General features: G+C 66.6%; 28 protein-coding genes. 20 read left to right on the plus strand and 8 right to left on the minus strand.

The genetic code is table 11. From position 1 onward, the window contains the following. The first annotated feature begins 29 nt into the window (after nucleotides 1-29). The 3 genes from DSM104443_RS10320 (at nucleotide 30) to DSM104443_RS10330 (ending at nucleotide 6,276) form a co-directional block, all read left to right on the plus strand. Nucleotides 30-3,041 (plus strand): TonB-dependent receptor, encoded by a 3,012-nt coding sequence (locus DSM104443_RS10320; protein ID WP_171091911.1) that lies wholly within the window; start codon nucleotides 30-32, stop codon nucleotides 3,039-3,041. A 74-nt stretch (nucleotides 3,042-3,115) separates the two neighbouring features. Further along, a complete protein-coding gene (locus DSM104443_RS10325; RefSeq protein ID WP_171091912.1) occupies nucleotides 3,116-4,936 on the plus strand; it encodes a pectinesterase family protein in 1,821 nt (606 codons plus the stop codon). 23 nt (nucleotides 4,937-4,959) lie between these two features. Beyond that, nucleotides 4,960-6,276: a pectate lyase family protein gene (locus tag DSM104443_RS10330; protein ID WP_171091914.1), complete on the plus strand. Its 1,317-nt coding sequence runs from the start codon at nucleotides 4,960-4,962 to the stop codon at nucleotides 6,274-6,276. A 22-nt stretch (nucleotides 6,277-6,298) separates the two neighbouring features. Here the strand turns inward: DSM104443_RS10330 and DSM104443_RS10335 are convergent, their stop codons facing one another. From DSM104443_RS10335 to DSM104443_RS10355, 5 genes are all read right to left on the minus strand, one after another. Continuing rightward, nucleotides 6,299-7,585 carry a TRAP transporter large permease gene (locus DSM104443_RS10335; protein WP_171091916.1) on the minus strand — a complete coding sequence of 429 codons (1,287 nt, stop codon included), beginning with the start codon at nucleotides 7,583-7,585 and terminating at the stop codon, nucleotides 6,299-6,301. Further along, nucleotides 7,576-8,070 (minus strand): TRAP transporter small permease, encoded by a 495-nt coding sequence (locus tag DSM104443_RS10340; protein ID WP_171091918.1) that lies wholly within the window; start codon nucleotides 8,068-8,070, stop codon nucleotides 7,576-7,578. The genes DSM104443_RS10335 and DSM104443_RS10340 overlap by 10 nt, the downstream gene beginning before the upstream one ends. A gap of 4 nt (nucleotides 8,071-8,074) precedes the next feature. Next, nucleotides 8,075-9,049 (minus strand): TRAP transporter substrate-binding protein, encoded by a 975-nt coding sequence (locus DSM104443_RS10345; protein WP_171091920.1) that lies wholly within the window; start codon nucleotides 9,047-9,049, stop codon nucleotides 8,075-8,077. A 63-nt stretch (nucleotides 9,050-9,112) separates the two neighbouring features. After that, nucleotides 9,113-10,012: an SMP-30/gluconolactonase/LRE family protein gene (locus DSM104443_RS10350; protein WP_171091922.1), complete on the minus strand. Its 900-nt coding sequence runs from the start codon at nucleotides 10,010-10,012 to the stop codon at nucleotides 9,113-9,115. Next, nucleotides 10,012-10,824, minus strand: a complete 813-nt coding sequence (locus DSM104443_RS10355; RefSeq protein WP_171091925.1) for an NAD-dependent epimerase/dehydratase family protein — start codon at nucleotides 10,822-10,824, stop codon at nucleotides 10,012-10,014. Before DSM104443_RS10355 ends, DSM104443_RS10350 begins: the two co-directional genes overlap by 1 nt. 152 nt (nucleotides 10,825-10,976) lie before the next feature. On the opposite strand from DSM104443_RS10355, the gene DSM104443_RS10360 reads away from it, so the two are divergent. The 4 genes from DSM104443_RS10360 to moaE are packed head-to-tail and all read left to right on the plus strand — an operon-like array spanning nucleotide 10,977 to nucleotide 13,272. After that, a complete protein-coding gene (locus tag DSM104443_RS10360) occupies nucleotides 10,977-12,017 on the plus strand; it encodes a LacI family DNA-binding transcriptional regulator (protein ID WP_212757097.1) in 1,041 nt (346 codons plus the stop codon). A gap of 19 nt (nucleotides 12,018-12,036) precedes the next feature. Further along, nucleotides 12,037-12,555 (plus strand): molybdopterin-guanine dinucleotide biosynthesis protein B, encoded by a 519-nt coding sequence (mobB, locus tag DSM104443_RS10365; protein WP_171091927.1) that lies wholly within the window; start codon nucleotides 12,037-12,039, stop codon nucleotides 12,553-12,555. A 4-nt stretch (nucleotides 12,556-12,559) separates the two neighbouring features. Further along, complete coding sequence (gene moaD, locus DSM104443_RS10370; RefSeq protein ID WP_171091930.1) at nucleotides 12,560-12,814, plus strand: molybdopterin converting factor subunit 1; 255 nt, start codon at nucleotides 12,560-12,562, stop codon at nucleotides 12,812-12,814. A 2-nt stretch (nucleotides 12,815-12,816) separates the two neighbouring features. Beyond that, nucleotides 12,817-13,272, plus strand: coding sequence for a molybdopterin synthase catalytic subunit MoaE (moaE, locus tag DSM104443_RS10375; RefSeq protein WP_171091932.1), 456 nt, complete (start codon nucleotides 12,817-12,819; stop codon nucleotides 13,270-13,272). Here the strand turns inward: moaE and DSM104443_RS10380 are convergent. Continuing rightward, entirely contained in the window at nucleotides 13,269-13,616 is a 348-nt protein-coding gene (locus tag DSM104443_RS10380) for an ArsR/SmtB family transcription factor (RefSeq protein WP_171091934.1), read from the minus strand. The two genes, moaE and DSM104443_RS10380, sit on opposite strands and share 4 nt — an antisense overlap. Before the next feature lie 98 nt (nucleotides 13,617-13,714). Here DSM104443_RS10380 and soxC point away from each other — a divergent pair, with 98 nt between their 5' ends. The 10 genes from soxC to DSM104443_RS10430 all read left to right on the plus strand — a co-directional run bounded on the left by soxC (nucleotide 13,715) and on the right by DSM104443_RS10430 (nucleotide 23,433). Then, nucleotides 13,715-15,058 carry a sulfite dehydrogenase gene (gene soxC / locus DSM104443_RS10385; protein WP_171091935.1) on the plus strand — a complete coding sequence of 448 codons (1,344 nt, stop codon included), beginning with the start codon at nucleotides 13,715-13,717 and terminating at the stop codon, nucleotides 15,056-15,058. Continuing rightward, nucleotides 15,042-16,091: a c-type cytochrome gene (locus DSM104443_RS10390; RefSeq protein WP_246232824.1), complete on the plus strand. Its 1,050-nt coding sequence runs from the start codon at nucleotides 15,042-15,044 to the stop codon at nucleotides 16,089-16,091. Before soxC ends, DSM104443_RS10390 begins: the two co-directional genes overlap by 17 nt. Before the next feature lie 64 nt (nucleotides 16,092-16,155). Beyond that, nucleotides 16,156-16,632 (plus strand): thiosulfate oxidation carrier protein SoxY, encoded by a 477-nt coding sequence (gene soxY / locus DSM104443_RS10395; protein WP_171091938.1) that lies wholly within the window; start codon nucleotides 16,156-16,158, stop codon nucleotides 16,630-16,632. A gap of 10 nt (nucleotides 16,633-16,642) precedes the next feature. Continuing rightward, on the plus strand, nucleotides 16,643-16,954 hold the full coding sequence (gene soxZ / locus DSM104443_RS10400) for a thiosulfate oxidation carrier complex protein SoxZ (protein ID WP_171091940.1): 312 nt from the start codon (nucleotides 16,643-16,645) through the stop codon (nucleotides 16,952-16,954). Nucleotides 16,955-16,967: 13 nt separating this feature from the next. Beyond that, nucleotides 16,968-17,402, plus strand: coding sequence for a DsrE family protein (locus tag DSM104443_RS10405; protein WP_171091942.1), 435 nt, complete (start codon nucleotides 16,968-16,970; stop codon nucleotides 17,400-17,402). Between the two features lie 29 nt (nucleotides 17,403-17,431). Then, complete coding sequence (gene soxA / locus DSM104443_RS10410; protein WP_171091945.1) at nucleotides 17,432-18,235, plus strand: sulfur oxidation c-type cytochrome SoxA; 804 nt, start codon at nucleotides 17,432-17,434, stop codon at nucleotides 18,233-18,235. A 15-nt stretch (nucleotides 18,236-18,250) separates the two neighbouring features. Next, nucleotides 18,251-18,874: a sulfur oxidation c-type cytochrome SoxX gene (gene soxX / locus DSM104443_RS10415; RefSeq protein WP_171091946.1), complete on the plus strand. Its 624-nt coding sequence runs from the start codon at nucleotides 18,251-18,253 to the stop codon at nucleotides 18,872-18,874. A gap of 7 nt (nucleotides 18,875-18,881) precedes the next feature. Next, entirely contained in the window at nucleotides 18,882-20,579 is a 1,698-nt protein-coding gene (gene soxB, locus DSM104443_RS10420) for a thiosulfohydrolase SoxB (RefSeq protein ID WP_171091948.1), read from the plus strand. Then, nucleotides 20,579-21,538, plus strand: a complete 960-nt coding sequence (locus DSM104443_RS10425) for an MBL fold metallo-hydrolase (protein WP_171091950.1) — start codon at nucleotides 20,579-20,581, stop codon at nucleotides 21,536-21,538. Before soxB ends, DSM104443_RS10425 begins: the two co-directional genes overlap by 1 nt. 11 nt (nucleotides 21,539-21,549) lie before the next feature. Beyond that, on the plus strand, nucleotides 21,550-23,433 hold the full coding sequence (locus DSM104443_RS10430) for a S9 family peptidase (protein WP_171091952.1): 1,884 nt from the start codon (nucleotides 21,550-21,552) through the stop codon (nucleotides 23,431-23,433). 5 nt (nucleotides 23,434-23,438) lie between these two features. On the opposite strand, the gene DSM104443_RS10435 is transcribed toward DSM104443_RS10430, so the two are convergent. Together DSM104443_RS10435 and DSM104443_RS10440 are read right to left on the minus strand one after the other, a co-directional pair. After that, entirely contained in the window at nucleotides 23,439-23,957 is a 519-nt protein-coding gene (locus DSM104443_RS10435) for a c-type cytochrome (RefSeq protein ID WP_246232918.1), read from the minus strand. Beyond that, on the minus strand, nucleotides 23,957-25,246 hold the full coding sequence (locus tag DSM104443_RS10440) for a PQQ-dependent sugar dehydrogenase (protein WP_171091956.1): 1,290 nt from the start codon (nucleotides 25,244-25,246) through the stop codon (nucleotides 23,957-23,959). The genes DSM104443_RS10435 and DSM104443_RS10440 overlap by 1 nt, the downstream gene beginning before the upstream one ends. Nucleotides 25,247-25,394: 148 nt before the next feature. Here DSM104443_RS10440 and DSM104443_RS10445 point away from each other — a divergent pair, with 148 nt between their 5' ends. The 3 genes from DSM104443_RS10445 (at nucleotide 25,395) to DSM104443_RS10455 (ending at nucleotide 26,793) form a co-directional block, all read left to right on the plus strand. Further along, nucleotides 25,395-25,583 carry a hypothetical protein gene (locus tag DSM104443_RS10445; protein WP_171091958.1) on the plus strand — a complete coding sequence of 63 codons (189 nt, stop codon included), beginning with the start codon at nucleotides 25,395-25,397 and terminating at the stop codon, nucleotides 25,581-25,583. A gap of 92 nt (nucleotides 25,584-25,675) precedes the next feature. Beyond that, on the plus strand, nucleotides 25,676-25,963 hold the full coding sequence (locus tag DSM104443_RS10450; RefSeq protein WP_171091960.1) for a hypothetical protein: 288 nt from the start codon (nucleotides 25,676-25,678) through the stop codon (nucleotides 25,961-25,963). Nucleotides 25,964-26,064: 101 nt separating this feature from the next. Further along, on the plus strand, nucleotides 26,065-26,793 hold the full coding sequence (locus DSM104443_RS10455; RefSeq protein ID WP_171091962.1) for a hypothetical protein: 729 nt from the start codon (nucleotides 26,065-26,067) through the stop codon (nucleotides 26,791-26,793). Nucleotides 26,794-26,868: the final 75 nt, after the last annotated feature.

A 26,868-nucleotide genomic window follows, 5' to 3' on the forward strand; every position in this document is an offset into this window, starting at 1 on the left:
GTTTACGACGCTCGGAGGAGAAGAGAGCCATGAAGAATGATTCCAAGGCGTTCCTGCTGTCGCCCATCGCGCTGGCAGTCCTGACCATCCTGAACCCGGCGTACGCGCAGCAGGCCACGCCACCGGCCACCCCGCCGGAAGCGGGGACAACGCCACCGGCCGCAGCGCCGGCCCCCAAGGCGGCCCCCGAAGGCAAGTCGCCCCAGTCCAAGGAGACCGTGATCGTGACGGGCTTCCGGGCCTCGCTCGAAAGCGCGCTCAACGCGAAACGCGACGAGATGGGCATCGTCGACGTCATCAAGGCCGAGGACATCACCAAGTTCCCCGACACGAACCTCGCGGAATCGCTGCAACGCATTCCGGGCGTCGTGATCGACCGCGACGCGGGCGAGGGCCGCAACATCACCGTGCGCGGCCTGGGGCTCGACTTCACGCGCGTGCGCATCAACGGCATCGAAGCGCTGGCCACCACGGGCGGCACCGACAGCTCGGGCGGCAACAACCGCTCGCGCGGCTTCGACTTCAACGTCTTCGCCTCCGAGCTCTTCAGCTCGATCGTGGTCCGCAAGAGCGCCACCGCTGACGTGGACGAAGGCTCGCTCGGCGCCACCGTCGACCTCCAGACCACGCGGCCTTTCGACCTCAAGTCCGGCTTCACGGGGGGGGCCTCGCTGCTGGGCCGCTATAACGACCTGGCGAAGAACACCGACCCGCGCATCGCCTTCCTCCTTTCGAACACCTTCGCCGACAACACGATGGGCCTCCTCATCTCGGGGGCGTACTCGAAGCGCAACCTGTTCGAGGAAGGCTTCAGCACGGTGCGCTGGGACAACGGCGCGTCGTCGGGCGGCTGGTGCGCCCCGATCGGCGTGACCCCGGCCAACCCGACTACCTCCACCGCCACGACGTGCGGCCCGGCCGCGCAGGGTGTCGCGCGCCTGCCCAACACGCCGGGCAACATCGCGGCGTACAACACGGCGAGCGATCCCGCGAACTTCCATCCGCGCCTGCCGCGCTACGGCCGCCTCACGCACGAGCAGGAGCGCACCGGCATCACCGGATCGTTCCAGTGGCGCCCGAGCACGCGCACGCTGGTCACGGTCGACATGCTGTATTCCAAGCTCGACGCGACGCGCCAGGAAGACTTCCTCGAGGCGATCTCCTTCAGCCGCACGGCCGCGCAGGGCGGCAAGCCGCAGACGAGTGTCGTCGAGACGCAGTACGGGCCCAACGGAGCGCTGCTCTACGGCGTGTACAACGGCGTGGACATCCGCGCCGAGTCGCGCTTCGACAAGCTCACCACGACGTTCACGCAGCCGACGATCACGTGGGAGCAGGAGCTCACCGACACCCTCAAGATGAACGTGCGCGGCGGCCGGGCCAAGTCGAAGTTCGACAACCCGATCCAGACCACGACCACGCTGGACGCCCTGAACGTCAACGGCTACGCCATCGATTTCCGCGACTCCTCGACCCAGCCGGATATCCGCTATCCGTTCAACCCGGCCCAGGTCGGCGGGGCGCTCACGATCGTGGGCGTGCCGTTGGTCGCGAGCGGCACGCAACCCGCGACGATCCCCAACACCACCTCGAGCGAGATCCGCATCCGCCCGCAGGGATCCACGAACACCACCGATCTCTTTCACCTCGACCTCGCGTGGGAAGCGGTGCCCGACAAGTTCACGCTGAAGGGCGGCGTGGACTTCAAGAAGTACGACTTCGACACGTTCGAGTTCCGCCGCGTCAACCAGAACGACACGATCTTCGCCCCGCCCGCCGGCACGACGGTCGCGAACCTCACGACGACGCTCTCGGGATTCGGCCGCAGCCTGAGCCTGCCCGGCAACGTGCCCACGACGTGGGTGATCCCGGACCTGAACGCGATCGCCTCCACGTACAACATCTATTGCAACTGCCTGCAGTCGGGCCCGGCCGGCGGCCCCGGCGACTTCACGCTGTCGTCCATCACCAACGGCAACGCGCGAGGCAACAACCGGCAGGTGGAGGAAAAGGACAGCGGCGGCTTCGTGATGGCCGACTTCTGGACCGACCTGGTCGGCAAGCCGCTGCGCGGCAACGTGGGCCTGCGCTACGTGCAGACGAAGCAGTCGGCCACCGGCTACCAGGCCACGGGCGGCGGCACGGCGGTCACCGTCGACCAGACGTACGACGACTGGCTGCCCTCGCTCAACCTCGCGATGAACCTCAATCGGGACCTCATCCTGCGATTCGCGGCGGCCAAGGTGATGGCGCGCCCGCAGCTGGGCAACCTGTCGCCGGGCGGAACCATCACCACGACGGGCAACCTGTCGATCACGGTCGGCAACCCGCTGCTCGAGCCGTTCCGCGCGAACACAATGGACCTGGGACTCGAGTGGTATTTCGGCAAGAACGCGTTGCTGGCCGCGGGCCTGTTCTACAAGGACATCGGCACGTACATCCAGCAGCTGCGGGTCAACGTGCCCTACAACGAGACGGGCCTCCCGATCTCGCTGCTGCCGCCCAACTTCACCGGCACCGAGGTGTTCCAGGTCACGACCCCGGTCAACACCAAGGGCGGAAAGCTGACCGGCATCGAGCTGCAGTACATGCAGCCGTTCACGTTCCTGCCGAGCGTGCTGAAGTACACGGGCACCATCCTCAACTACACGTACGTGAAGTCGGAGATCGACTATTTGATCTCGCCCACCGGCAACGCCACGATCACGGATGACCTGCTGAACCTGTCGCCGAAGTCCTGGAACGCCACGCTGTACTACGACGACGGGCGCCTCTCCGGCCGTGTCTCGGCGGCGTATCGCCAGCGCTTCCTGACACGCGTTCCGGGGCAGAACAACAACGACGTCGAAGGCAAGAACAGCACCATCAACATCGACGCGTCGGTGTCCTACCAGGTCACCCCGAACATCCAGCTCGTGCTGGAGGGCGTGAACCTCACCAACGAGGCGAACGACCAGTTCATCTCGAACTCGCGCAACAGCAACGTCGTCTACACCGTGACGGGCCGAGAGTACATGGCCGGGGTGCGCGTGAAATTCTGAGGCAGCTGGTACTCGCAGCGGGACTCGCGCTGGGGTCCGCCGGCTGGGCGGCGGATCCCGGCGCAGTCCGGGTCGTGCTGGCCGGCGACTCGACGATGGCGCCGCGCACCGGCTACGGCGATGCGCTCTGCGGCCTCTTCAAGTGGCAGGTGGAGTGCGCCAACCTCGCGCGCGGCGGCCGGAGCACGAAGAGCTTCCGCGGCGATGGGTCGTGGGACCGCGTCGCGGGCCACCTGCGCGATCGCGCGGGGCGGGGCACCACGTATGTCCTCATCCAGTTCGGCCACAACGACCAGCCGGGCAAAGCCGAGCGGTCCACGGATCTCGCGACCGAGTTTCCCGCCAACCTGCGCCGTTACGTGGAGGAGGTGCGCTCCGCCGGCGCGATTCCCGTGCTGGTGACGCCGCTCACGCGTCGCCAGTTCGACGCCAGCGGCTCGTTGAAGACGGACCTGGCTTCATGGGCCGAGACCACGCGCAAGGTCGCCACGGAACTCTCCGTGCCGCTGCTGGACCTCTACGCCGACAGTGCCGCGAGCGTCTCGCGGATGGGCCCGGTGCGGGCAGACGAGCTCGCGCAGGCGCCGGCACCCGATCCCGTGTTCGACCACACCCATCTCGGTCCGAAAGGCGCTGCGTTCTTCGCCGGACTGGTGGCGCGCGAGATCGCCCAAGCCGTGCCCGGCCTGGCGGCGCAGCTCGTCGTGGGCGCCGTGGAGCCGGCAGGGCGCATTGCGCGGCCCCAGCTGAGCGCGGCCCAGGCCAGGGACTATTCGTATCGCGAGGTGCTCGGTGGCTGGGATCCGCTGTCGGGCCCGCTCGCGAAGGGCGAGCCGCTCAAGGCGGACTACATCGTCGATCGTGAGCGTCCCGACGGGCAGCGTACGTTTGCCACGGTGCAGGCCGCGGTGAATGCGGCGGTGCGCAGCGCGAAGGAGGGTGCTCCGTCGCGGGCGTTCATCCTCGTGCGCCCCGGAATCCACGAGGGGCTCGTCTACCTTCCCGAATCGCCCGTGGCCATCACGCTCTACGGCGAGGGTGGCGATCCTGCCGCCGTGCGGATTCGCGCGAAGCTCGATGCGACCGTGACCGGAGATGCCTATGCCCAGGCATTCGGATCCGCTTTCAACGATGCGCCCGCTTCGGTAACGGCGATGTTCGCGTCGCTCAAGTCGCGGCCGACGGTGGGCACTCCCGGCTCGGCGGTCGTGTGGGTCAAGCAGTCCGGCTTCGAGGTGAAGAACCTCACGCTCGAGAACTCGTACAACAAGGATCGCGGCGACCGTCTCGACCAGAGCCAGGCGGTGGCCCTCCTGCTCGACGACGCGGACCGGGCGCACCTCGAGAACGTGCGGCTCGTGGGCTACCAGGACACGTTCTTCCTGGCCGCCTCGTCGCCGGAGCGCCCGGCGCGTGCCTTCGTCCACCGCTCGTACATCGAGGGCGACATGGACTTCATCTTCGGGGAGGCGACCGGCTTCTTCCTCGACTCGGAGATCCGCACGCTCGGCGACCGGGCCGTTTCGTACACGCTGGCGCCCAGCACGCACTACAAGCGCCGCTTCGGGTTCGTGTTCGACGCCTGCCGCTTCACCGGCGACGGCACACCCAACGCGCGCGCCGGCACCTTCAAGCTCGCCCGCCAGTGGTACCGCGCGACGGAAGCGGTCGGGAAGGTGGCGGTGCTGAACTCGACGATCGGCCCGCACATCGACCCCGTGCGGCCGTGGGCGGACTGGAGCATCGGGACGCCGCGCTACCGTCCGGTGCAATATGACGCCGACGAGCATTGGGACCGGCTGCTGGCCGCGGGCGTCGATCCGGTAAAGGAGCTGCGCTACCCGCCACGAATGCAGCCCGCCGAACGCTTCCTCGCCGAATACAACAACAAGTGAAGTCACCGAATCGGAGAAATCGCATGCGTTACCTGCCGCTCGCCCTGTGCTGCCTGATCCTCTACGCGCCGACCGCCGGGGCACAGGCGCCCACCTTTCCCGGCGCCGTGGGCTGGGCGGCGACGACGCCGGGCGGCCGTGGCGGGAAGATCATCCGCGTCACCAACCTGAACGCGGACGGGCCGGGCTCGTTCGCCGAGGCCGTGAAGGCGAAGGGTCCGCGCATCGTCGTGTTCGAAGTGGGCGGCGTGATCGATTTCGGCCGCAAGGAGCTCGACATCCGGGAGCCGTTCCTCACGATCGCGGGGCAGACCGCGCCGTCGCCCGGCATCACCATCATCCGCGGCGGGATCAACCTGCACGCGAGCGACGTGATCATGCGGCACATCCGCATCAAGACCGGCGCGGACGGTGCGGCCAAGCGCAGCGGCTGGGAGGCCGATGCCTTCACGACCGTGGGCGCGCACCGCGTTGTGATCGACCATTGCTCGCTCACCTGGGCGCTGGACGAGAACATGTCCGCGTCGGGCCCGCGCTTCAAGGGCGAGACGGTGGCCGAATGGCGCGCGGGGACTTCCGGCGAGGTGACCTTCTCGTACAACCTGGCCGCCGAGGGCATCGCCGACTCGAGCCATCCGAAGGGCGAGCACTCGAAGGGCTCGCTGGTGCACGACAACGTCACCAACATCCTCTTCTACCGCAACATCTTCGCGCACAACGTGGAGCGCAGCCCCCTCTTCAAGGGCGGCGTGCACGGCGCGATCGTGAACAACCTCATCTACGACCCGCAGAAGCGCGCGGTGCACTACAACCTGATGGCGCTCGAGTGGCAGAGCCGGACCTACGAGGTCGGCAAGATGAGCGTCGTGGGCAACGTGATGCGTGGCGGGCCCTCTACCGAGGACAAGCTGCCGTTCATGATGCTGGGCGGCGACGGCGACGTGGAGTACTACGGGAAGGACAACGTGGCCATCGACCGCTTCGGCCAGCCGCTGCCGATGTTCGGCCGCTACGGCAACACGAAGGCGAAGCTGATCGAGGTGAGCCAGCCTCCGACATGGCCCGCGGGCCTCGAGGTGATGCAGACGCGCGACGTCGAGACGCACGTGCTGGACCAGGCCGGTGCCCGGCCCTGGGACCGCGACTACGACGACATCCGCGTGTTGTTCTTCATCGCCGAAGGGCGGGGCGGCATCATCAACGACGAGACGGAAGTGAGCAAGTATCCGTCGCCGAAGGAAACGCGCGCGCCGTTCGTCGAGGCCGACTGGAACCTCGACACGATGGAGCCGAAGTCCGGCGTCTATCCCGGCCAGCAGAAATTCCGCAAGACCAGCTGAAATAAATGGGGTCAGACCCCAATTATCTGGCGCCGAGCAGGTGCGGGAGCCAGAGCGAGAAGCCGGGCACGTAGGTGACGAGCATCAGCGCGGCGACGAGTGCGCCGTAGAACGGCAGGATGGTCTTCATGACCTCGCCCACCGAGATGCCGCCGATCGCGCAGCCGATGAACTGCGTGGTGCCCACCGGCGGCGTGTTGAGCCCGAGCGCGCAGTTGATCAGCATCACCATCCCGAACTGGACCGGGTCCATCCCGTACTGCATGGCGATCGGCAGGAAGATCGGCGTGCAGATGAGGATCGTGCTCGCCATGTCCATGAACGTGCCGAGCAGGAACAGGATCAAATTGATGAGGAAGAAGATCACCCACGGGTTGGTCGAGATGCTGCCGAGCGTGGCACCCGCGAGGTCGGCCACCTGGTAGAGCGCCATCAGGTACTGGAACATGCCCGACACGCCGATCAGCAGCAGCACGACACCCGTGGTCTTCACGGCACGCGCCGCGGCCTTCATGAACTTGTCCCACGTCATCGTCCGGTAGAGGAAGAACGTGAGGATGATCGAGTACACCACCGCCACCGCGGCCGACTCCGTGGCCGTGAAGATCCCGGAGAGGATGCCGGCGAGGATGATCACCATGATCAGCAGGCCCGGCGTCGCCGCGGCGAGCGAGCGCCACACGGCGTTCCAGCCCGGGAACACCCCGGCCGGATAGCCGCGCTTCACCGCGACCGCGTAGGCTGCCACGAGCATGCAGAGCGTGAGCACGATCGCCGGGATGACGCCCGCGGCGATGAGGGCGCCGATCGACACCTTCCCGCTCGCCGCGAGCGAGTAGATGATCATGTTGTGGCTGGTGGGCATGAGCGCGCCGACCAGCGAGGCGTGCGTGGTGACGTTCACCGCGTAGTCGGTGTCGTAGCCCTCGCGCTTCATCATCGGGATCATCACCGAGCCCATGGCCGAGACGTCGGCCGAAGGGGATCCGGAAACGCCGCCGAAGAGCGTGCAGGCCACCACGTTCGACATGCCCAGGCCGCCGCGCACGTGGCCGATCATGTTGCGGGCGAGCGTGACGATCTTGTCCGCGATGCCCCCGTGCAGCATCAGCTCGCCGCTGAAGACGAAGAACGGGATGGCGAGGAACGAGAAGATGTTCATCCCCGACATCATTTGCTGGAAGAGCACCGCGACCGGCAGGCCTTCGTAGAGGATCGTGCAGACCGCCGAGAGGCCGATCGCGAACGCGACCGGCACGCCCAGGACGAGCAGGATCGCGAAGGTGACTCCGAGGATGATCAGTGCCATGCCGGTTCGACTTCCGTGCGCTGGATGAGCGCGATGAGGTGTTCGATCGAGAAGAGGATGATCATCGCGCCCGACAGCACGAGCGGCACGTAGCGCCAGCCCTCGGAGAGGCTGATGTTGGCGAGCTTGTACGGCGCCACCGACATGCCCAGCACCCAGCCGTTCCAGACCATGAAGATGCCGAACACGAGCACCAGCACGTGCACGACCATCTCGACGATGCGCCGCGGGTCCTCGGGCACGAGGATGAGGATCGAGTCCATGCCGATGTGGCCCGCATCGCGCACGCCGACCGCGGCGCCGATCAGCGTCACGTAGAGGATCAGCACCAGGGCCAGGTTCTCGGTCCACGTCGGGCTGCTGTTGAGCACATAGCGCCCGAAGACCTGGAAGGCCACGATCGCGACGATCACGAGCAGGCCCGCGACCGAGAAGTACGCGCCGTATCGTGCGAGCGTCGCGTTGAACCGCGTCAGCGCCCGCATGGGGCTACTTCGTTTCCTGGATGCGCTTCACCAGCTCCTGGAGCCGCGGCGTATTCGCGAACTTCGCGTACACGGGCTTCATGGCGTCGATGAACTCCTGCTTGTTGGCGATCGGCACCACCTGCGTGCCGGCGGCCTCGACGATCTTGCGCGACTTCACCTCGCGCTCGTCCCAGAGCTTGCGCATGTGCGGCACGGAATCCTTCGCGGCCTTGCGGATCAGGGCCTGGTCTTCCTTCGGGAGCGCGTCCCAGATCTTCTTGGAGAACACCAGCACCTCGGGCGCCAGGGAATGCTCGCTCTGGTTGTAGTACTTGGCGGTCTCGAAGTGGCGCGAGGATTCGTAGGAGGGCCAGTTGTTCTCCGCGGCGTCCACGATGCCGGTCTTCAACGCCGTGTACACCTCGCCATAGGGCATCGGTGTCGGGTTGGCGCCCAGCGCCTCGACCATCGCGACGAAGAGGTCCGACTGCTGCACGCGGACTTTCATGCCCTTCATGTCGGCCACCGACTTGATCGGCTTCTTCACGGTGTAGAAGGAGCGCGCACCGCTGTCGTAGAACGCGAGGCCCACCAGGCCCTGCGATTCCATCGACTTGAGGATGTCGTCGCCGATGGGGCCGTCGAGGACCTTGCGCATGTGCTCGGTGGAGCGGAAGACGAACGGCAGGCCCGTCACGATCGACTCGGGCACGACGCTGTTCAGCGGCGCCGAGTTGATGCGCATCATGTCCAGGCCGCCGATGCGCAGCTGCTCGATCGTGTCCTTCTCGGTGCCGAGGCTGCCCGATGCGTACACGCGAACACCCAGCCGGCCCTTGGTCTGCTCGGCCAGCAGCTTGCCCATGTACTGCACGGCGAGCGTGGTGGGGTAATCCGGCGGATGGACTTCGGCCGAGCGGAAGTCGCGCGCCAGCGTGGCGAGGGGGAGCGCGGCCAATGCGGCCAGCGCAGCGATGTTACTTACCAGTTTGAACATGGTGCTCCTCCGGTTTTGCGCTTCCGGTCCCCGCGGGGCCGGATCGTCGTTATGAACGTGAATCTACTGCATGCGGCCGAACTCCGCCTCGGGCAATCCCTGGATTCCGGGGCGGATCGCGAAGACCGCACCGGCATCGGGTTGGCCCACGAGGTCGGACTCGGACTGCGGGCGGATGGACGTGACGTAGAGCGTGTCGAAGCGCTTGCCGCCGAATGCGCACATCGAGGGCTTCTTCACCGGCAGCGCGATGCTGCGGTCCAGCTTGCCCTCGGGCGTGAAGCGAAGGAGCTGGCCCGCGTCGTTGGCGCAGGTCCAGTAGCAGCCATCGACATCCACCGCGGCGCCATCGGGGCGGCCGGGGTGCTGGTTCATGTCGACGAAGAGGCGCTTGTTGCTGGGCGTGCCTTCGCGGACGTCGTAGTCGAAGACCCACACCGTGCGCGACTTGGGATGCGAGTCGGAGAGGTACATGCGGTCGCCCGAAGGCGACCACGCGAGGCCGTTCTGCGTGATGAGGCCGCGCTGCAGCGGCCCGGTGAGGCCCGAGCCCGCGGCGTAGCGATAGAGGCCGCCCACCGCGTAGGCGCCGGGCATGTCCATGTGCATCGTGCCGGCCCAGAAGCGGCCCTGGCGGTCGCAGCGGCCGTCGTTGAAGCGCATTCCGGGAAGGGGCAGCTCGGGCTCGGCGAGGGCCTTGGCCTCGGCCGTGCCGTCATCGCGCAAGGTGAGCGAGAAGATGCCGGTCTCCAGACCCGCGACCAGCTTGCCGTCCGGCGCGAAGGCCATGCAGGCGACCATCTGCGGAGCCACCCACGACTTCGTGGCGCCGGACTCGGGATGCAGGCGATGGACTTTGCGCGCGGGAATATCCACCCAGTAGAGGGCGCTCTCGGAGGCGCGCCACACGGGCGATTCGCCCACGGAATGCACGGGGGGGGTGAGGCGTTCGATGGAAACCATCACTCGTCGAACGGTCCGGCGCGGACGAAGGCCCCGCCTTGGTAGACGACCATCGGGTCGGTGGGCGCGGGCGGAGGTTGCTCGCCCTCGACACGGGCGCGCTGCGGCTCGGAGGAATCGCGCGGCTTGAAGCCGAGCTTAGCCGCCTTGGTGTTGTCCCACCACGAGACGGCGTTGTCCGAGGCGCCGAAGATCACCATGTGGCCGACACCGGGCACGAACAGGGCGCAACGCACGAGCTCGATGAGGTCGTCGTAGCTGAGATACGTGGCGAGCATGCGGCGGTCGCGCACCGCGGGGAACGACGAGCCGATGCGCAGGCACACCGTCTCGATGCCGTAGCGGTCGTAGTAGAAGCGGGAGAGGTTCTCGCCGAAACACTTGCTCACCCCATACAATCCATCGGGACGCATGGGAGAGTCGACATCGATCCGCTCGGTCTGCTTGTAGAACCCCGTCACGTGGTTGGAGCTCGCGAACACCACGCGCTTCACGCCGTGCTTGCGCGCGGCCTCGTACACGTTGAATACGCCCACGATGTTGGCCTGCAGGATGGGCTCGAAGCGCGCCTCGACCGAGATCGCGCCGAAATGCACGATCGCGTCCACGTCCTTCACCAGCTGGTGGACGGCGCCCTTGTCGGCGAGGTCGCAGGCCACCGTTTCCTCGTTGCCAGCGGCCGGGCCGACGTCGTCCTTGTCGGAAACGCGCAGGGTCTTAGCGAAGGGGGCGAGCCCACGCCGCAGCACCACGCCCAGGGAACCTGCGGCGCCGGTGAGGAGGATTCGGTTGAAGCGGGGCTGGTCGGTCATAAAGAAAGGGCCGCCGAAACGGCCCACGGGAGGAAAACGTTTTCCGGAAGTTTGCTAGGGGTGGGCGGGCTTTGTCAAGCAGGCGTAGGATTCACCCCGAACCGGTCCCGGACCCCGGGGCCGGAAACACGGTTTTCGGAAAACATTTACTGATGAAGAAGAAGCCCACGATCCGCGACGTCGCCGCCCGAGCCGGGGTGTCGATCGCCACCGTCTCCAAGTTCATCAACTCGACCCAGCGCTTCACCTCCGCGGTCGAGCGCAAGGTCCAGGCGGCGATCGACGAGCTCCAGTACCACTCGAACCCGCTCGCCCGCAGCATGATCACCGGCAAGACGGGCGCGGTCGGCGTCGTGATCCTCGACATCGGCAACCCGCACTTCACCAACGTCGTGAAGGGCGCGAACCGCGTGGCCCTGGAGCACGGCTACAACCTGCTGTTCGTGGACACGGACGAGAACCAGTCCCGCGAAGAGGAGCTGCTGGACGCGCTCTCTCGCCGCGTGGACGGCCTCATCGTCAGCACGCGCATGCCGGAGGAGCAGCTCGATCGCCTGCTGGCGTCGGGAAAGCCCGTCGTGCTCTCGGGCCGCGTCGCGCCGAAGGGCGTGCCCAGCATCGGGATCGATGCGCATGCGGCCGCGTACATGATCGGCGAGCTGCTGGTGAAGCAGGGCCATCGCAAGATCGCGTATCTCGGGTTCGCGCCGGCTCGACCGGATACGGAGCGCTATCGCGGCCTCTCCGAGAGCCTTGCCGAACATGGCCTGGAGGTCACGCGCTACGAGGTCGGCGGGCCTACCATCGTCGAAGGCGAGCGCATCTGCTCGGCGGTCCTCCTCAGCAAGGACAAGCCCGACGCGATCGTCTGCTACAACGACATGGTGGCCATCGGCTTCATGGGCGGGGCCAAGGCGCTCGGCGTTTCGATTCCCGAGGACATCTCGATCGTGGGCATCGACAACATTCCCTTCGGCCGCTTCACGAGCCCCGCGCTCACCACCGTGGACGTGCAAAGCGAGCGGCTGGGCGAGGAGGGGATGCGCCTGCTGCTGCGGCAGATCGCCGGCGACGCGCCGCCCGTCACCGGCCACGTGGCCATCGAGCCGCGGCTGGTGATGCGCGATTCCACGCGGATTCGTCCTCCAGCCGCCGTAGCGGCACCGGCGAAGGTCAAGGGCCGCGCCCGCTGAATCGATCTATCATGGCGATGTGAAGATCATCGGCATCGCGGGTTTCAGCGGCAGCGGCAAGACCACGCTCATCGAGAAGGTGATTCCCCTGCTCGTCACGGGGGGATTGCGCGTCTCGCTCGTGAAGCACGCCCACCACGAATTCGACGTGGACCAGCCCGGCAAGGACTCGTGGCGCCATCGCCACGCGGGCTGCGCGGAGGTGCTGATTACTTCGTCGCGGCGCTGGGCCCTCATGCACGAGCTGCGTGGCGCGGCCGAACCTTCGCTCCAGGAACAGCTGAAGCACCTCGCACCTTGCGACATCGTGATCGTCGAGGGCTTCAAGCACGCCGAGATGCCCAAGATCGAGGTGCATCGCAAGCTCGCCGGCGCTCCGCTGTTGTTCCCGGAGGATCCGGACATCGTCGCGATCGCGACCGATGAGCACCTTGCCACGGAGCTTCCCCAGATCGCGCTCGATGACGCGGAAGGTGTAGCGCGCTTCCTCGTTCGCCACCTGGGCCTCGACCGCGCACGCCTGGGCGTCGTCCGCTAGCTCCATGGTCACGCTGCTGTATTTCGCGAGCCTGCGGGAGAGCCTTTCGTGCGCCCGCGAGCAGGTGCCGCTTTCCTCCGCGTCTTCGACGGTCTCGAACTTGATCGAGCAGCTGCGTTCGCGCGGCGACCGCTGGTCCGAGGCGTTCGCGCCGGGCCGCAACTTCCGCGTCGCAGTGAACCAGCAGATGGCGGATGCCGCCACACCGGTGAAGCCCGGCGACGAGGTCGCGTTCTTCCCGCCGGTCACGGGCGGCTAGCGATGCCGATCGTCCGTGTCCAGGAAGCGGATTTCGACGTCGGCCGCGAGCTCGAGGTCCTCACCGGCGGTCGCACCGATGTAGGCGCGCTCGCGAGCTTCGTGGGCCTGGTGCGCGGCGCCAACGATGGGCGCGGCGTGAGCTCCATGACCCTCGAGCACTACCCCGGCATGACGGAGAAGGCGCTGGACGACATCTGCCGCGAGGCGGCGTCGCGTTGGAACGTGCTGGAGACATTGGTGATCCACCGCGTGGGCCCGCTCAAGCCGGGCGACCGCATCGTGCTGGTGGGTGTCACAAGCGCGCACCGCGGCGAGTCTTTCGCGGCATGCGAGTTCATCATGGATTTCCTCAAGACCCGCGCGCCGTTCTGGAAGAAGGAATCGACGCCCGAAGGCGAGCGCTGGGTGGACGCGCGGGCCAGCGACGACGTGGCCGCGAACCGCTGGAAGGGCTAGCGGCTGCAGAAGATCTCGCGCGTGAGCGAGATCATCTTGAGGATGCGGGGATCCTCGATCCGGTAGAAGACCTTGTTGGCTTCCTTGCGCGACAACAGGATGCTCTGGTCGCGAAGCACCGCCAGGTGCTGGGAGATGTTGCTCTGCGAGGTGCCCACGGCATCCACGATCTCCAGCACCGAGAGCTCCTGGTTGCCGACGAGGCAAAGGATCTTCAGGCGCAGCGGGTGCGCCATGGCCTGCATCGCGGCGCTCGCCTGCTCGATGTTCTCGCTCTTGCCGATGAGCTCGAAGATGTCCGTGGACACGGTCGCGGTGGCGGGGGTTTTGCGGGTGGCAGGCATGGGCGCGAATCGTATCGGATCGCAAGGCTCGACGCCATATTAGCGCTCTTCAATATTAGGATTGACTAATGGACCGGCCGCGCCGTAGAGTCGTCCGGATGCCCACCGACGCAAAGCCCGGCCGCGTCCAGCGCGCGCCCGAAGGCTTCCTCACGCAGCAGCAGATCGCCGCCGTTCAATCGGGCCGGCGCGACTTCCTGCGCGGTGCTTTCGTGGCCGCGAGTGCCGCCGTCGCGGGCACCGCGATCGCGCAGCCCCTTCGCGGATCCGACTTCAAGGGCGAGTCCGAGATCCTCGAGCTGCCGGAACACACCAAGGGCCTGGGCCAGCCCGTGGCCGCGCGCGGCTACGGTTCGCCGTCGCAATTCGAGCAGAACCTCCAGCGCCGCGAGAGCCCCGGGCTCACGCGTGTCTCGGCGGCGTCCGTCTCGTTCGCGCCGCTGCAGGCCCTCTTCGGGATCATCACGCCGAACGGGCTGCACTTCGAGCGCCATCACCAGGGCTGGTGGGACATCGATCCCAGCAAGCATCGCCTCATGGTGATGGGCATGGTGAAGCAGCCGAAGGTCTACACGATGGACGACCTCATGCGCCTGCCGTCGGTCTCGCGCATGCACTTCATCGAGTGCGGGGCCAACACCGGCATGGAGTGGGGCAACGTCGCGGTGCCGACGGTGCAGTACACGCACGGCATGCTCTCGTGCTGCGAATACACCGGTGTGCTGCTTTCCACGCTGTTGGACGACTGCGGCTTCGACCGGAAGAACGGCAAGTTCATCCTCGCGGAAGGCGCGGACGGCTCGAGCATGACGCGCACGATCTCCATGGACCGAGCGCTGGACGATGTGATGGTCGCCTGGGCGATGAACGGCGAGATGCTGCGCCCCGAGAACGGCTATCCCATCCGCCTCGTGGCCCCGGGCCTCCAGGGCGTGTCGTGGGTGAAGTGGCTTCGGCGCATCGAAGTCGGCGACCAGCCCTGGGCCACCAAGGACGAGACGCTGCACTACGTGGACCTCATGCCCGACGGCGTGCATCGCCAGTACAGCTCGATCCAGGAGTGCAAGAGCGTGATCACCACGCCCTCGGGCGGGCAGACGATCCTCGACAAGGGCTTCCACAACGTGACCGGCCTCGCGTGGTCGGGACGCGGACGCATCAAGCGCGTGGACGTGTCGTTCGACGGTGGCCGCAACTGGCGCACGGCGCGGCTCGAGAATCCCGAGATGCCGAAGTGCCTGCGCCGCTTCAACATCGACTGGGTGTGGAACGGTGCGCCCGCGATCCTGCAGTCGCGCGCCATCGACGAGACCGGCTACGTTCAGCCCAAGATCAACCAGCTCCGGGCCGTGCGCGGATCGCGATCGATTTATCACAACAACGCGATCCAGTCGTGGAAGGTGGCGGAGACGGGGGAAGTGTCGAATGTCCAGGTTTACTGAGCGCTGGATTCCCGCCTTCGCGGGAATGACGGCAACGCTGGCGCTCCTGGCCTGGGTCCCCGCCTACGCGGGGATGACGACTGCCGGGCAGTATCCCGGCATCGGCCGCACCGCGACGCCCGCCGAGATTGCCGCGTGGGATATCGACGTGCGTCCCGACTTCAAGGGCCTGCCGCCGGGATCGGGCAGCGTGGCGAAGGGCCAGGAGGTCTGGGAAGCGAAGTGCGCCTCGTGCCATGGCACGTTCGGCGAGTCCAACGAGGTCTTCCAGCCCATCGTGGGTGGCACCACGGCCGCGGACATCAAAGCGGGCCGCGTGAAGTCGCTGGTCACGGGCGGCGAAGCGCGCACCACGCTGATGAAGCTCTCGACGATCTCCACGCTCTGGGACTACATCAACCGCGCCATGCCGTGGACGGCGCCGAAATCCCTCACGACGGAAGAGGTCTATGCGGTCGTCGCGTACATCCTCAACCTGGGCGACATCGTGCCGGCGGACTTCGTCCTTTCGGACAAGAACATCGCAGATGTGCAGCAGAAGCTTCCGAACCGCAACGGCGTGAGCCGCGCGCATGGCCTGTGGGACCTCAAGGCCACGCCGGACGTGAAGAACACCGCGTGCATGTCCAGGTGCGAGACCGACGTGACGCTGGCCTCGGCCCTGCCGGAATACGCCCGCGATTCGCACGGCGATCTCGCAGCGCAGCAACGCGCCATCGGCCCGGGACGTGGCGAGCCGCCGGCGAACGGCACGCCGAAGGTCGCCGCGGCCGCCCTCTCGCCGGCAGCCGCCCTCGCGAAGGAACGCGCCTGCGTGGCCTGCCACGGGATCGACAAGCGCATCGTGGGACCTGCTTTCAACGAGATCGCGGCCAAATACCGCGGCGATTCGGGTGCCGAAGCGAAGCTGGTGGAGAAGGTGAAGCAGGGCGGTAGCGGCAATTGGGGCTCGATTCCCATGCCGGCGAACCCGGATCTCGCCGAAACCGACGTTCGTACGCTCGTGAAATGGATATTGGCGGGGAGTAAATAGCCCCCCCGGGCTGTTCTATAATTTCAGGGTTGTTTCCCAGAAAAACGCTCAAGGAGCAGGAACCATGAATACGGGTCGCAGGACGATCCTCCAGCGTTCGGGTGGTCTGGCCGTGATGGGCCTCGCGGTATCCGCGGGCCTCTTCAAGCCGGGCAGTGCCTGGGCGCAGGGGAGCTGGAACAAGGCCGCCTTCGAGACCAAGTCGGTCAACGACACGGTGAAGGCCCTGGGCGGTGCCGCTGCCGCCACGGAGAGCAAGGACATCGTGATCACGTCCCCGGACATCGCCGAGAACGGCGCCGTGGTGCCGTTCACGATCACCAGCAAGATCCCCAAGACCGAATCGATCGCGCTGCTGGTGGAGAAGAACCCCAACACGCTCGCGGCCACGTTCAACATCCCCGAAGGCACCGAGCCCGGCGTGCAGACGCGCGTGAAGATGGGCCAGACCTCGAACGTCATCGCGCTCGTGAAGGCGGACGGGAAGTTCTACTACGTGGGCAAGGAAGTGAAAGTGACACTCGGCGGCTGCGGCGGCTAAAGGAGAAACCATGGCAGACCCGATGAAGATCCGAGCCGCGATGGCCGGCGACAAAGTCGAAGTGAAGGTCCTGATGAGCCACGAGATGGAAACCGGCCAGCGCAAGGACTCCAAGGGCGCGACCATCCCGGCCTGGTTCATCCAGAACGTGACGGCCACCTGGAATGGCAAGACCGTGCTCTCGGCCGAGTGGGGCCCGGCGGTCGCGAAGAACCCGTTCCTGTCGTTCAAGTTCGCCGGCGGCAAGCCGGGGGACAAGGTCACCGTGACCTGGACCGACAACAAGGGCGACAAGCGCACCGACGAAGCCACGATCACCTGAGCCCGGAGGGCCCATGCGCACCTGGAAATTGCCACTGCTCGCCGCATTGCTCGCGTTCGCCTCGCTGTTCGCAGGGGCGGCGCCCGGCGATCCGGTGAAGGTCGTCTATCACATGAACGAAGGCGTGGACAAAGCGCCGCAGATGCTGCGCAACATCCGCAACCACCTCACCGCGGACCCGAAGGCCAAGATCGTCGTGGTGTCGCATGCCGCGGGCATCAACTTCCTGCTGAAGGACGCCAAGGACGCGAACGGCAACCCGTTCGAGGTCGCGGTGCAGGACCTCGTGTCGAAGGGCGTCGTGTTCGACGTCTGCGCGTTCACGCTGCAGTCGCGCAACCTCGACCCGAAGACCGCCGTGATCGAAGAAGCGAAGCTCGTCCCCTCCGGGGTAGCCGAGGTAGCCCGCCTGCAGGCGCAGGAAGGATTCGTCTACCTCAAGCCGTAGTTCCAAACCCATAACTCGAAGGAGGCGTCATGGCCCGCAGATCCGGCCTGATGGCAGTGCTGTTCACGCTTGCGCTCGGCGCACAGGCGCAGGACAAGTCGGTGATCGAGGAGATCGAGAAGTACCGCGCGGCGCTGGGCGACGGCAACCCCGCCGAGCTCTGGGAAGCGCGCGGCGAGGATCTCTGGAAGCAGCCGCGCGGGCCGAAGAAGGCCTCGTTCGAGAAATGCGACATCGGCCTCGGGCCCGGCGTCGTGAAGGGCGCCTACACGGTGCTCCCCAAGTACTTCGCCGATACGGACAAGGTGGAAGACCTCGAGTCGCGCCTCGTCACGTGCATGGTCACGCTGCAGGGCTTCACGCCCGCGGAAGCGAAGAAGACCGTCTTCGGCGGCCCGGGCGTCCGCTCGGACCTCGAAGCGCTCGTTGCCTACGTCACCGGTTCCTCGCGCGGCATCAAGATGAACGTCGCCGCGACGCATCCGAAGGAGATCGAGGCGTACGAAATCGGCAAGCGCATCTTCTACCACCGCGGCGGCCCGCACGATTTCGCGTGCTCGACTTGCCATGGCGACGACAACCTGCGCATCCGACTGCAGGATCTTCCGAACCTCTCGAAGCTCGCAGACGCGCAGAAGGCGTACACGTCGTGGCCCGCCTACCGCGTCTCGCAGGGTGAAGTGCGCACATTCCAGTGGCGTCTCTACGACTGCTTCCGCCAGCAGCGCTTCCCGGAGCTGGAGTACACCTCCCCGGCCTCGATCGCGCTCACGATGTTCCTGGCGAAGAACGCCAACGGCGGCGTGTACAACGCCCCGTCCATCAAGCGCTAGGCCCCGGGAGACGACATGAAGAAGATCATCGGTTCCGTCGTGGTCCTCGGGCTCATCGCCGCGGGCTGCGCTTCGACGTACGTGAGCGAGGAGCAGCGCGAGGCGCAGGCCCTCGCGATGATGAAGACCTCGTTCAAGGAGAACGGCCAGGCCAAGCTGGACCGCCTGGACCAGGACGACATGCAGAAGATGTGCAGCCGCTACCACGGTGACACCAAGATGCCGAAGGAAGTGGGCGAGAAGCTGGAGAAAGACCAGCAGGCCCAGATCAAGTACCCGGCCGACGGCACGTACCTGGGCGACTGGAAGAGCGGCGAGCGCATCGCGCAGTCCGGCGTGGGCAAGCAGTTCAGCGACAATCCCGCCAACCCCAACGGCGCCAACTGCTACGCCTGCCACCAGCTCACCAAGGCCGAGCTCGCGTACGGCACCATCGGCCCCAGCCTCTACAACTTCGCCAAGCTGCGCGGCTACACGCCGGAGATGCAGAAGTACGCGTACGGCAAGGTGTACAACTCGCAGGCGTTCTCGGCGTGCTCGAGCATGCCGCGCTTCGGCCACAGCGGCATCCTCACCGAAGCGCAGATCAAGGACGTCGTCGCCCTGCTGATGGACCCGCAGTCGCCGGTCAACAAGTAAGGGTCCCGTGGACCGCCGCGAATTCCTCGAGACGCTCGCGATCGCGGCGGCCGCCGGGCTGCCGCTCGCCTCGCGCGCGGCGGAGCTGGACAAGTTCTACGAGCTCCCGCGCTTCGGCAACGTAGGCTTGCTGCACATGACGGACTGCCACGCGCAGCTCCTGCCCGTGTACTTCCGCGAGCCGAACGTGAACCTCGGCATCGGCTCCGCGGCGGGCAAGCCTCCCCACCTGGTGGGCGAGCAGTTCCTCAGGCACTACGGGCTCAAGGCCGGCAATCGCGAGGCGCACGCTTTCACGCACCTCGATTTCGCCACGGCCGCCGCGACCTACGGGAAGATCGGCGGCTTCGCGCACCTCGCAACGCTCGTGAAGCGGTTGAAGCAGGACCGTCCCGGTTCGCTGCTGCTCGACGGCGGCGATACCTGGCAGGGCTCGGCCACGTCCCTGTGGACCAAGGGCCAGGACATGATCGATGCCGCCAAGCTCCTCGGCGTCGACGTGATGACCGGCCACTGGGAATTCACGTACGGAGCGGATCGTGTGAAGCATGTGGTCGAGAACGACTTCAAGGGCAAGGTGGACTTCCTCGCTCAGAACGTCTCGACCGCGGACTTCAACGATCCCGTGTTCAAGCCGTACGTGATCCGCGAGATCAACGGCATCGCGGTCGGGATCATCGGCCAGGCCTTCCCCTACACGCCGATCGCCAACCCGCGCTACTTCGTCGCGGACTGGACGTTCGGCATCAAGGAAGAAGAGTTGCAGAAGAACGTGGACGCGGTGCGCGAGAAGGGCGCCCAGGCGGTGATCCTCCTCTCGCACAACGGCATGGACGTGGATCTCAAGCTCGCCTCGCGCGTGCGCGGCATCGACGCGATCCTCGGCGGCCACACGCACGACGGCGTGCCGCAGCCGGTGGAGGTGAAGAACGCCGGCGGCATCACGCTCGTCACCAACGCAGGATCCAACGGCAAGTTCCTCGGCGTGCTGGATCTCGACGTGAGGAACGGCAAGGTCGAGGGCTACAAGTACCGCCTGCTACCCGTGTTCTCGAACCTCATTCCCGCGGACGACGCGATGGCGGCGCACATCAAGGCCGTGCGCGCCCCGCACGAGAAGAAGCTCGCGGAGAAGGTCGCGATCACCGAGGGGCTGCTCTACCGGCGCGGCAACTTCAACGGCACGGTGGACCAGGTGATCCTCGATGCGCTGATGGCGGTGAAGAACGTGGAGATCGCCTTCTCCCCAGGCTTCCGCTGGGGTACCTCGCTGCTGCCGGGCCAGGCAGTGACGATGGAGCACGTGATGGACTGGACCGCGATCACGTACCCGTACGTCACCGTGAGCGAGCTCACCGGCGAGATGATCAAGACCATCCTCGAGGATGTCTGCGACAACCTCTTCAACCGCGACCCGTACTACCAGCAGGGCGGCGACATGGTGCGCGTGGGCGGCATGACGTATACCTGCGAGCCCGGCGCCGGCATGGGCAAGCGCATCACGGACATGCGCCTCGCGGGCAAGCCGCTCGAAGCCGGCAAGCTCTACAAGGTGGCGGGCTGGGCTCCGGTGGCCGAGGGTGCGAAGGGCGATCCGATCTGGGACGTGACGGCCAAGTACCTGCGCGACAAGAAAACGCTGGCGCCGGCCAAGCTCAACCTTCCCAAGTTGATCGGGACCGAAGGCAACGCGGGAATCGCGTGATGCTGCGCCGCTCGCTCTACGCGGGCTTCTTCCTGGTGCTCGCGTTCACTGCCCATGCGGAAGGCTTCGCGGGCCTCAAGGTCGCGATCCAGCCGAAGGCCATCGCGCCCCACACGTTCTTCGTGCAGGGCCTTCAGGGCGTCGCATCCGTCGCGAACGAGGGCTTCAACTCGAACGCCACGTTCGTCGTGACGGACGAAGGGGTGGTCGTCATCGACGTGCTCGGCACGCCCGCCCTCGGCAAGGCGCTGCTCTCCGCGATCCGCCACGTGACGGAGAAGCCGGTGAAGCGCGTGATCCTCACGCACTATCACGCCGATCATTTCTACGGGCTGCAGGCGTTCAAGGACGCCGGAGCCGAGATCTGGGCGCACCGTGCCGCGCAGGAATACCTGGATGGCGGGGAGGGCGCACGCCGCCTGGAGCAGCGCTCGGCCGAGCTCTCAAAGTGGGTTCCGGCCCACATGAAGCTTGTGCGCGCCGACCGCTGGCTGGACGGCGACGCGACCTTCACGATGGGCGGCATCCGCTTCGACATCGCCTACCTGGGGCCCGCGCATTCGCCGGAGGACCTCATCGTGTCCGTGCCGTCCGAAGGTGTCGTGGTCAGCGGCGACATCCTCTCCGGCGGACGCATTCCGTTCGTGGGCGAGGCCGACAGCAAGCGGTGGCTGGCGACCGTGGACAAGCTCGTGGCCCTGAAGCCGAAGATCCTCGTGCCCGGCCATGGCGGCGTCACGCGCGACCCCGGCAAGGACCTCACGTTGACGCGGGAGTACATCGCCTACCTGCGCACGACCATGGGGAAAGCCGTCGAGGACTTCACGCCCTTCGAGGAGGCCTACGCGAAGACCGACTGGCGCCGCTTTGAGAAGGTGCCGGCGTTCGACGCGGCCAATCGCATCAACGCCTACGGGCAATATCTCGTGATGGAGCGAGAGCTCCTCCAGAAGAAATAGGGAGCATAACCATGAAGAGAATCGCCACCGCATCGATCGCACTCACGGCCGCGCTCGGATCCGCCGCCGCGCCGCTGCCTGCGCAGCCGCCCGCCGACGTCGGCGCGACCATCCGCGCGATGGCGAAGGTCGGCTATGCGTTGGGCTCGACGATCTCGCCCGACGGCAAGGAGATCGCCTTCGTGACGAACCTCTCCGGCACGCCGCAGCTCTGGAAGATGCCGGCATCGGGCGGCTATCCGCGGATGCTCACGAACGGCGACGATCCGGTGCAGGGCCTCAAGTGGTCGCCGGACGGAAAGTGGATCGCGTTCCAGTCGCTGCCGGGTGGCGGGCTCAACAGCCAAATCATGGTGATCCGTCCGGACGGAACAGGGCTTCGCCAGCTCTCCGAAGGCGGGAAGATCAACAACTGGATCGGCGAGTGGACGCCGGACAGCAAGGCGCTCGGCATCTCTTCCAACCGGGCCGGCGGCGATGGCGTGCAGGCCTACCTGCTCAAGCTCGACGGCGAGTTCGTTCCCATCACGCGCAAACCCGCGGGGTTGGAAAGGCCCGCGGGGTTCTCCGCCGATGGCCGCTACGCGCTCATCGACCGCCTGGTGAGCCGTGGCAGCAACGACCTCTATTGGGTGGAGGTGGCGAGCGGCAACGAGACGCTGCTCACCAAGCACGATGGCCCCGGGTCGTTCGGAGGCAAGGTCGCCCGCAACGGCACGATCTACCTCACGACCAATCGGGATCGCGACCGCCAGGCGTTCGCGCGCATCGTGAACGGGCCGAAGGGGCCGGGCGCCATCGAGGTCCTGGTGGCGCGAGACGACGCGGAGCTCCAGGAGTTCGACATCGATGCGTCGGGCAAGCTCGCGGCGCTCGCCTGGAACGTGGGCGGCCGCAACGAGATCGTCGTGGTGGACCTGGCGAGCGGCCGGCAGAAGAAGATCGAGGGGCTGCCCGGCGAGATCGTCACCGACGTGGATTTCCTTCCCGACGGCAAGCACCTGCTGGTTTCCGCCACGGGTTCGCGCCAGCCGCGCGATCTGTTCCTGATCGATCACGTGGCGGGACGCGTGGTGCGCCAGCTCACGAACAGCCCAAGTGCCGGCGTGGATCTCGCCGCGCTGGTGAAGCCCGAGCTCGTGACGTACAAATCCTTCGACGGCCTCGAGCTCTCCGCGTGGCTATATCGCGCGCCGAGCGCCAAGGGGCCGGGTGCGGTGGTGATGAGCTACCACGGCGGTCCCGAGAGCCAGGAGCGGCCCCAGTTCAACAGCCTCTACCAGGGGCTGCTCGCACGCGGCATCAGCGTGTTCGCGCCGAACGTCCGCGGATCCTCGGGCTTCGGCAAGCGCTTCGTGAACCTGGACAACGGGGCGCTTCGCAAGAACGCCGTGAAGGACATCAAGGCCACGATCGACTGGCTGGTCGCCAGCGGCGTCGCGGATCCGAAGCGCATCGGCATCATGGGCGGCTCGTACGGCGGCTACATGGTGATGGCGGGGCTCGTGGAGTATCCGGGCGAGATCGCCGCGGGCGCGAACATGTTCGGCGTCGTCAACTTCGAGACGTTCTTCAAGCACTCCGAGCCGTGGATGGCGGCGATCTCCACCCTCGAATACGGCGACCCGAAGACGGAAGCGGCGATGCTGCGCGAGCTCTCGCCCATGACGCGCATCGACCGCGCGGTGGCACCCACCATCGTGCTGCACGGGGCGAACGACACGAACGTGCCGGTGATCGAGGCGGAACAAGTCGTGGCGAGCTTCAAGGCGCGCTCGATCCCGGTGAGCTACGTGCTGTTCCCCGACGAGGGGCACGGGTTCCGCAAGACGCCGAACCGCATCCGCGCGAACGTGGAGACGGTGGACTGGTTCTCGAAGTACCTGGGGCCGTAGCCCGGCTACTGCTTCCGCGCGAGCACGTGCGCGAGTGCCGCGATGTCCGCGTCGGACATGCCGCGCATGACCTCGGCCATCGTCGTATCCGCACCGGTGCGCGTGTTGTCGCGGTAGGCCTTCAGGGTGGCGAGGAGGTAGTCCTCCCGCTGGCCGGCGACGCGCGGCACCTGCTCGCGGCCGCGCAGCGTGGGCAGGTGGCACTGCCCGCAGAACATCGTGGCGATGAGCTCGTTGCCGCGCTTCGCGAGCGCTGCATCCGGCTTGCCTTCCGCGGCGAGCTTCACCGGGCTCTTCGCGTACTGCTTGGCCAGCGCCGTCACTTCCACGTCCTTCATGCCCTTCACGATCGGCTCCATGATCGGGGAGGGCCGCAGGCCTTCGCGGAAGAAGATGAGCTGGTTGGTGATGAAGATCTCGGGTTGCCCCGCGATGGAAGGGATGCCCGCGGTCACGGAGTTTCCCCCGGGACCGTGGCACCCCTCGCACACCGCGGCCGCGACGACGAGCGCCGCGAGGATCATCACGCCTTGGTCTTCCCGTCCTTGGCCGGAGCCGCCTTCGCCTTGCCCGCGTAGCTGATGCGGTAGATGGCGCCGTTCTGCTCATCCGACACGAGCATCGAGCCATCGGGCATGAGCATCACGTCGGTGGGGCGGCCGAAGAACTTGTTCTCCTTCGCGTCGATCATGCCCGTGAGGAAGGGCGTGATCTTGGCCGACTTGCCGTCCGCGGAGGCGCGGGCGACCACGACGTCGTAGCCGGCGAGCTTGGTGCGGTTCCACGAGCCGTGGCGCGCGATGAACATGGCGCCCTTGTAGTCGGCCGGGAACATGTCGCCCTTGTAGAAGCGCATGCCGAGCGCGGCGGTGTGCTCGCCCATCGAAGCGGCGGGCATCGTGACGCCATCGCAGGCCTTGTCCTTCTTGATCTCCGGATCCACCGTGCCCTTGGAATGGCAGTACGGGAAGCCGAAGTTCTGGCCGACCTTCGTGATGTGGTTCAGCTCGTCGTCGAACTTGGCATCGCCGGCCCAGTCGCGGCCGTTGTCCGTAAACCAGAGCTCGCCCTTGGAATCCCAGTCGAAGCCCACGGTGTTGCGAATGCCGGTCGCGACGACTTCCATGCCCGAGCCATCCGCGTTGTAGCGGCGCAGCTGCGCGTAGCCTTCCGGCGGCGTGCAGATGTTGCAGGGCGCGCCGAAGGGGATGTAGAGCTTCCCGTCCGGGCCGAACGCGATGAACTTCCACTGGTGGTGCGTTTCCTTGCCGTACTGGACCTTGTCGCTGAAGTCCACGGGCTGGACGTCGGGCTTGTCCTCGATGCCGTCGTAGCGAAGCGCCTTGCCGATGGCCACGACGTAGAGCGAGCCGTTCTTGAACGCCACGCCGTTGGGCTGCGTGAGCTTGTCCACGAGGACGCGGCTTTCACGCTTGTCGCCCTTGTCGGTGATCTCGTAGACGCGTCCGATGGCGCGCGTGCCCACGTAGATCTTGCCCTTGTCGCCGCGGGCCATCATGCGGGCGCCGGGCATGCCGGAAGCCCACACCTCGAGCTTGAAGCCGGCGGGGACCTTGAACTTGGAAAGCGGGATGTCCGCGACGGCGGTCTCGGTGAGCTTCGGCGCGTGGGGTGCGAGCGGCGAGGCCTTCATCGAATCCGGCTGGCCCTGCTTCCACGCCGGCGGAGCGGCGGGTGCGGCGGGGGCTGCGGCGGGAGCGGGGGTGGTGGCGGGCGCGGGGGCCTGCGCAAGGGCGATGCCGAATGCTGCTGCGACAGAGGTCGCAAGGGCGGCCTGGACGAATCGTTTCATAGGTCTCCTCCTACACGGATGGGGTCTTATTGGATTGACTGCGGCGAACCGCACGAATCTACCCCATTCGGGTGTGGACCGTGGGGAACTTAGGGTTCAGGCTGTTTTCCGACCAGTACGCACAATCCACCCCCCGAGGAAACACACCATGAACAAGCAGCCCGCGAAGAAACCCGCCGACAAGCTCCACGCCACCAAGCAGCCCGTCAAGCCCGTCGATGCCGCCAGCCACGACGAATCGCTCGTGGACGAGGCGCTGGACGAGAGCTTCCCCGCCAGCGACCCGCCGTCCACCTCCGCCCCGGGCAGCACCAAGCGCGCCGCGGCCAGGAAGTGAATATTCCTCGCCGCGCGTCAGAACAGGCCGACAGCCAGCGCGGCGGGCTTCCGATAGGCTCCTGTCCTGAATCTCGTCTCAAAGCGCATGCCATGTCCCGGCAGCAGGTGTCCTTCGAAAAGCTTTTTTCCATTCTCGACCAGGCATACGGCAAGGCGCGCCCCGCGCTTTGCCGCGCCTGCGTGACGCCGCTGCCCATGCGGTGCGTGCCCGCCGACGAGGTCTCCGCCAACTGGTTCGTGGTGAACCCCGTGCAGTGCCCGCACAACTGCAACGTCGTGCTCGCGGAGATCGTGACGCAGCTCATGAGCGAGTACGAGCTGGGCCGCAGCGAATACGGCACCAGCTCACGCATCCTCCCTCGCCAGCGCGCCTCGTAAGCGTAGGACGCCACCGACGGGCGAATGCGCCCGCTCCGGATTCACTCCGCGACACGATTCCGTGATAGTCGCGAGGTCACCATCGACGTGGAGTCCAAAACATGAAGAAGATCGTTATCGCAGGTGCCGTGGCACTCGCTTGTGCCGCCGGCGCCGCCGTGGCGCAGGAGAAGCTGCGCTTCCAACCCAATGAAGGCATCGTGTTCACGCCGCGCTACCAGGCCGCGACCACCGTGGGCCAGGGCCATTGCCTGCTGCGCGTGTGGGTGGACGATCGTGCGACCGTCTATATCCGCGGCGACCAGATCGGCGTGCGCACGCTGAGCGGCAAGATGGCGCGCGACGAAGGCAGCTACTGCAGCGGCCCGCTCCCGGCCAACGCGGAGAACTTCCGCATCTCGAGCTCCAACCAGCCGGGTGGCGGACGCATCCTCGACATCGATTCGCCGACCCGCGGCAACGGCTACACGGGCTCGGTCACCATCGACGACCCGCGTAACGGCGGCCAGACCTATGTGCTGGACGTGACGTGGAACGGCGATCGCTACGTGCCGCCGGTCGCCTCGATGGACGAGGAAGAGGCGTGCCAGGCCACGGTGCGCGACCAGATCCGCGCGCGCAACGGTGCTCGCGTGGACGTGGACTTCCGCCCGAACGTGCGTCGCGAAGAGATGGGCTCGGGACGTGAGCGCATCCGCGGTGGTGGCTGGGCGCAGGGACGCGGCGAGTCCACTCGCTTCGGCTACGAGTGCGTCGTGGACGATCGCCGGAATCGCGTCATCTCCGCGAACTACCAGGTGTCGGGGCAGGGCGTCGACAACATCCGATAGCCCGGCAAGCAGCTTCGAGGAAACAGGCCCAGGTTGGCTGCGTGATGCACGCGGCGACTTGGGCTTTCTCATGGC

The organism is Usitatibacter rugosus (assembly GCF_013003965.1).
Lineage (GTDB): Bacteria > Pseudomonadota > Gammaproteobacteria > Burkholderiales > Usitatibacteraceae > Usitatibacter > Usitatibacter rugosus.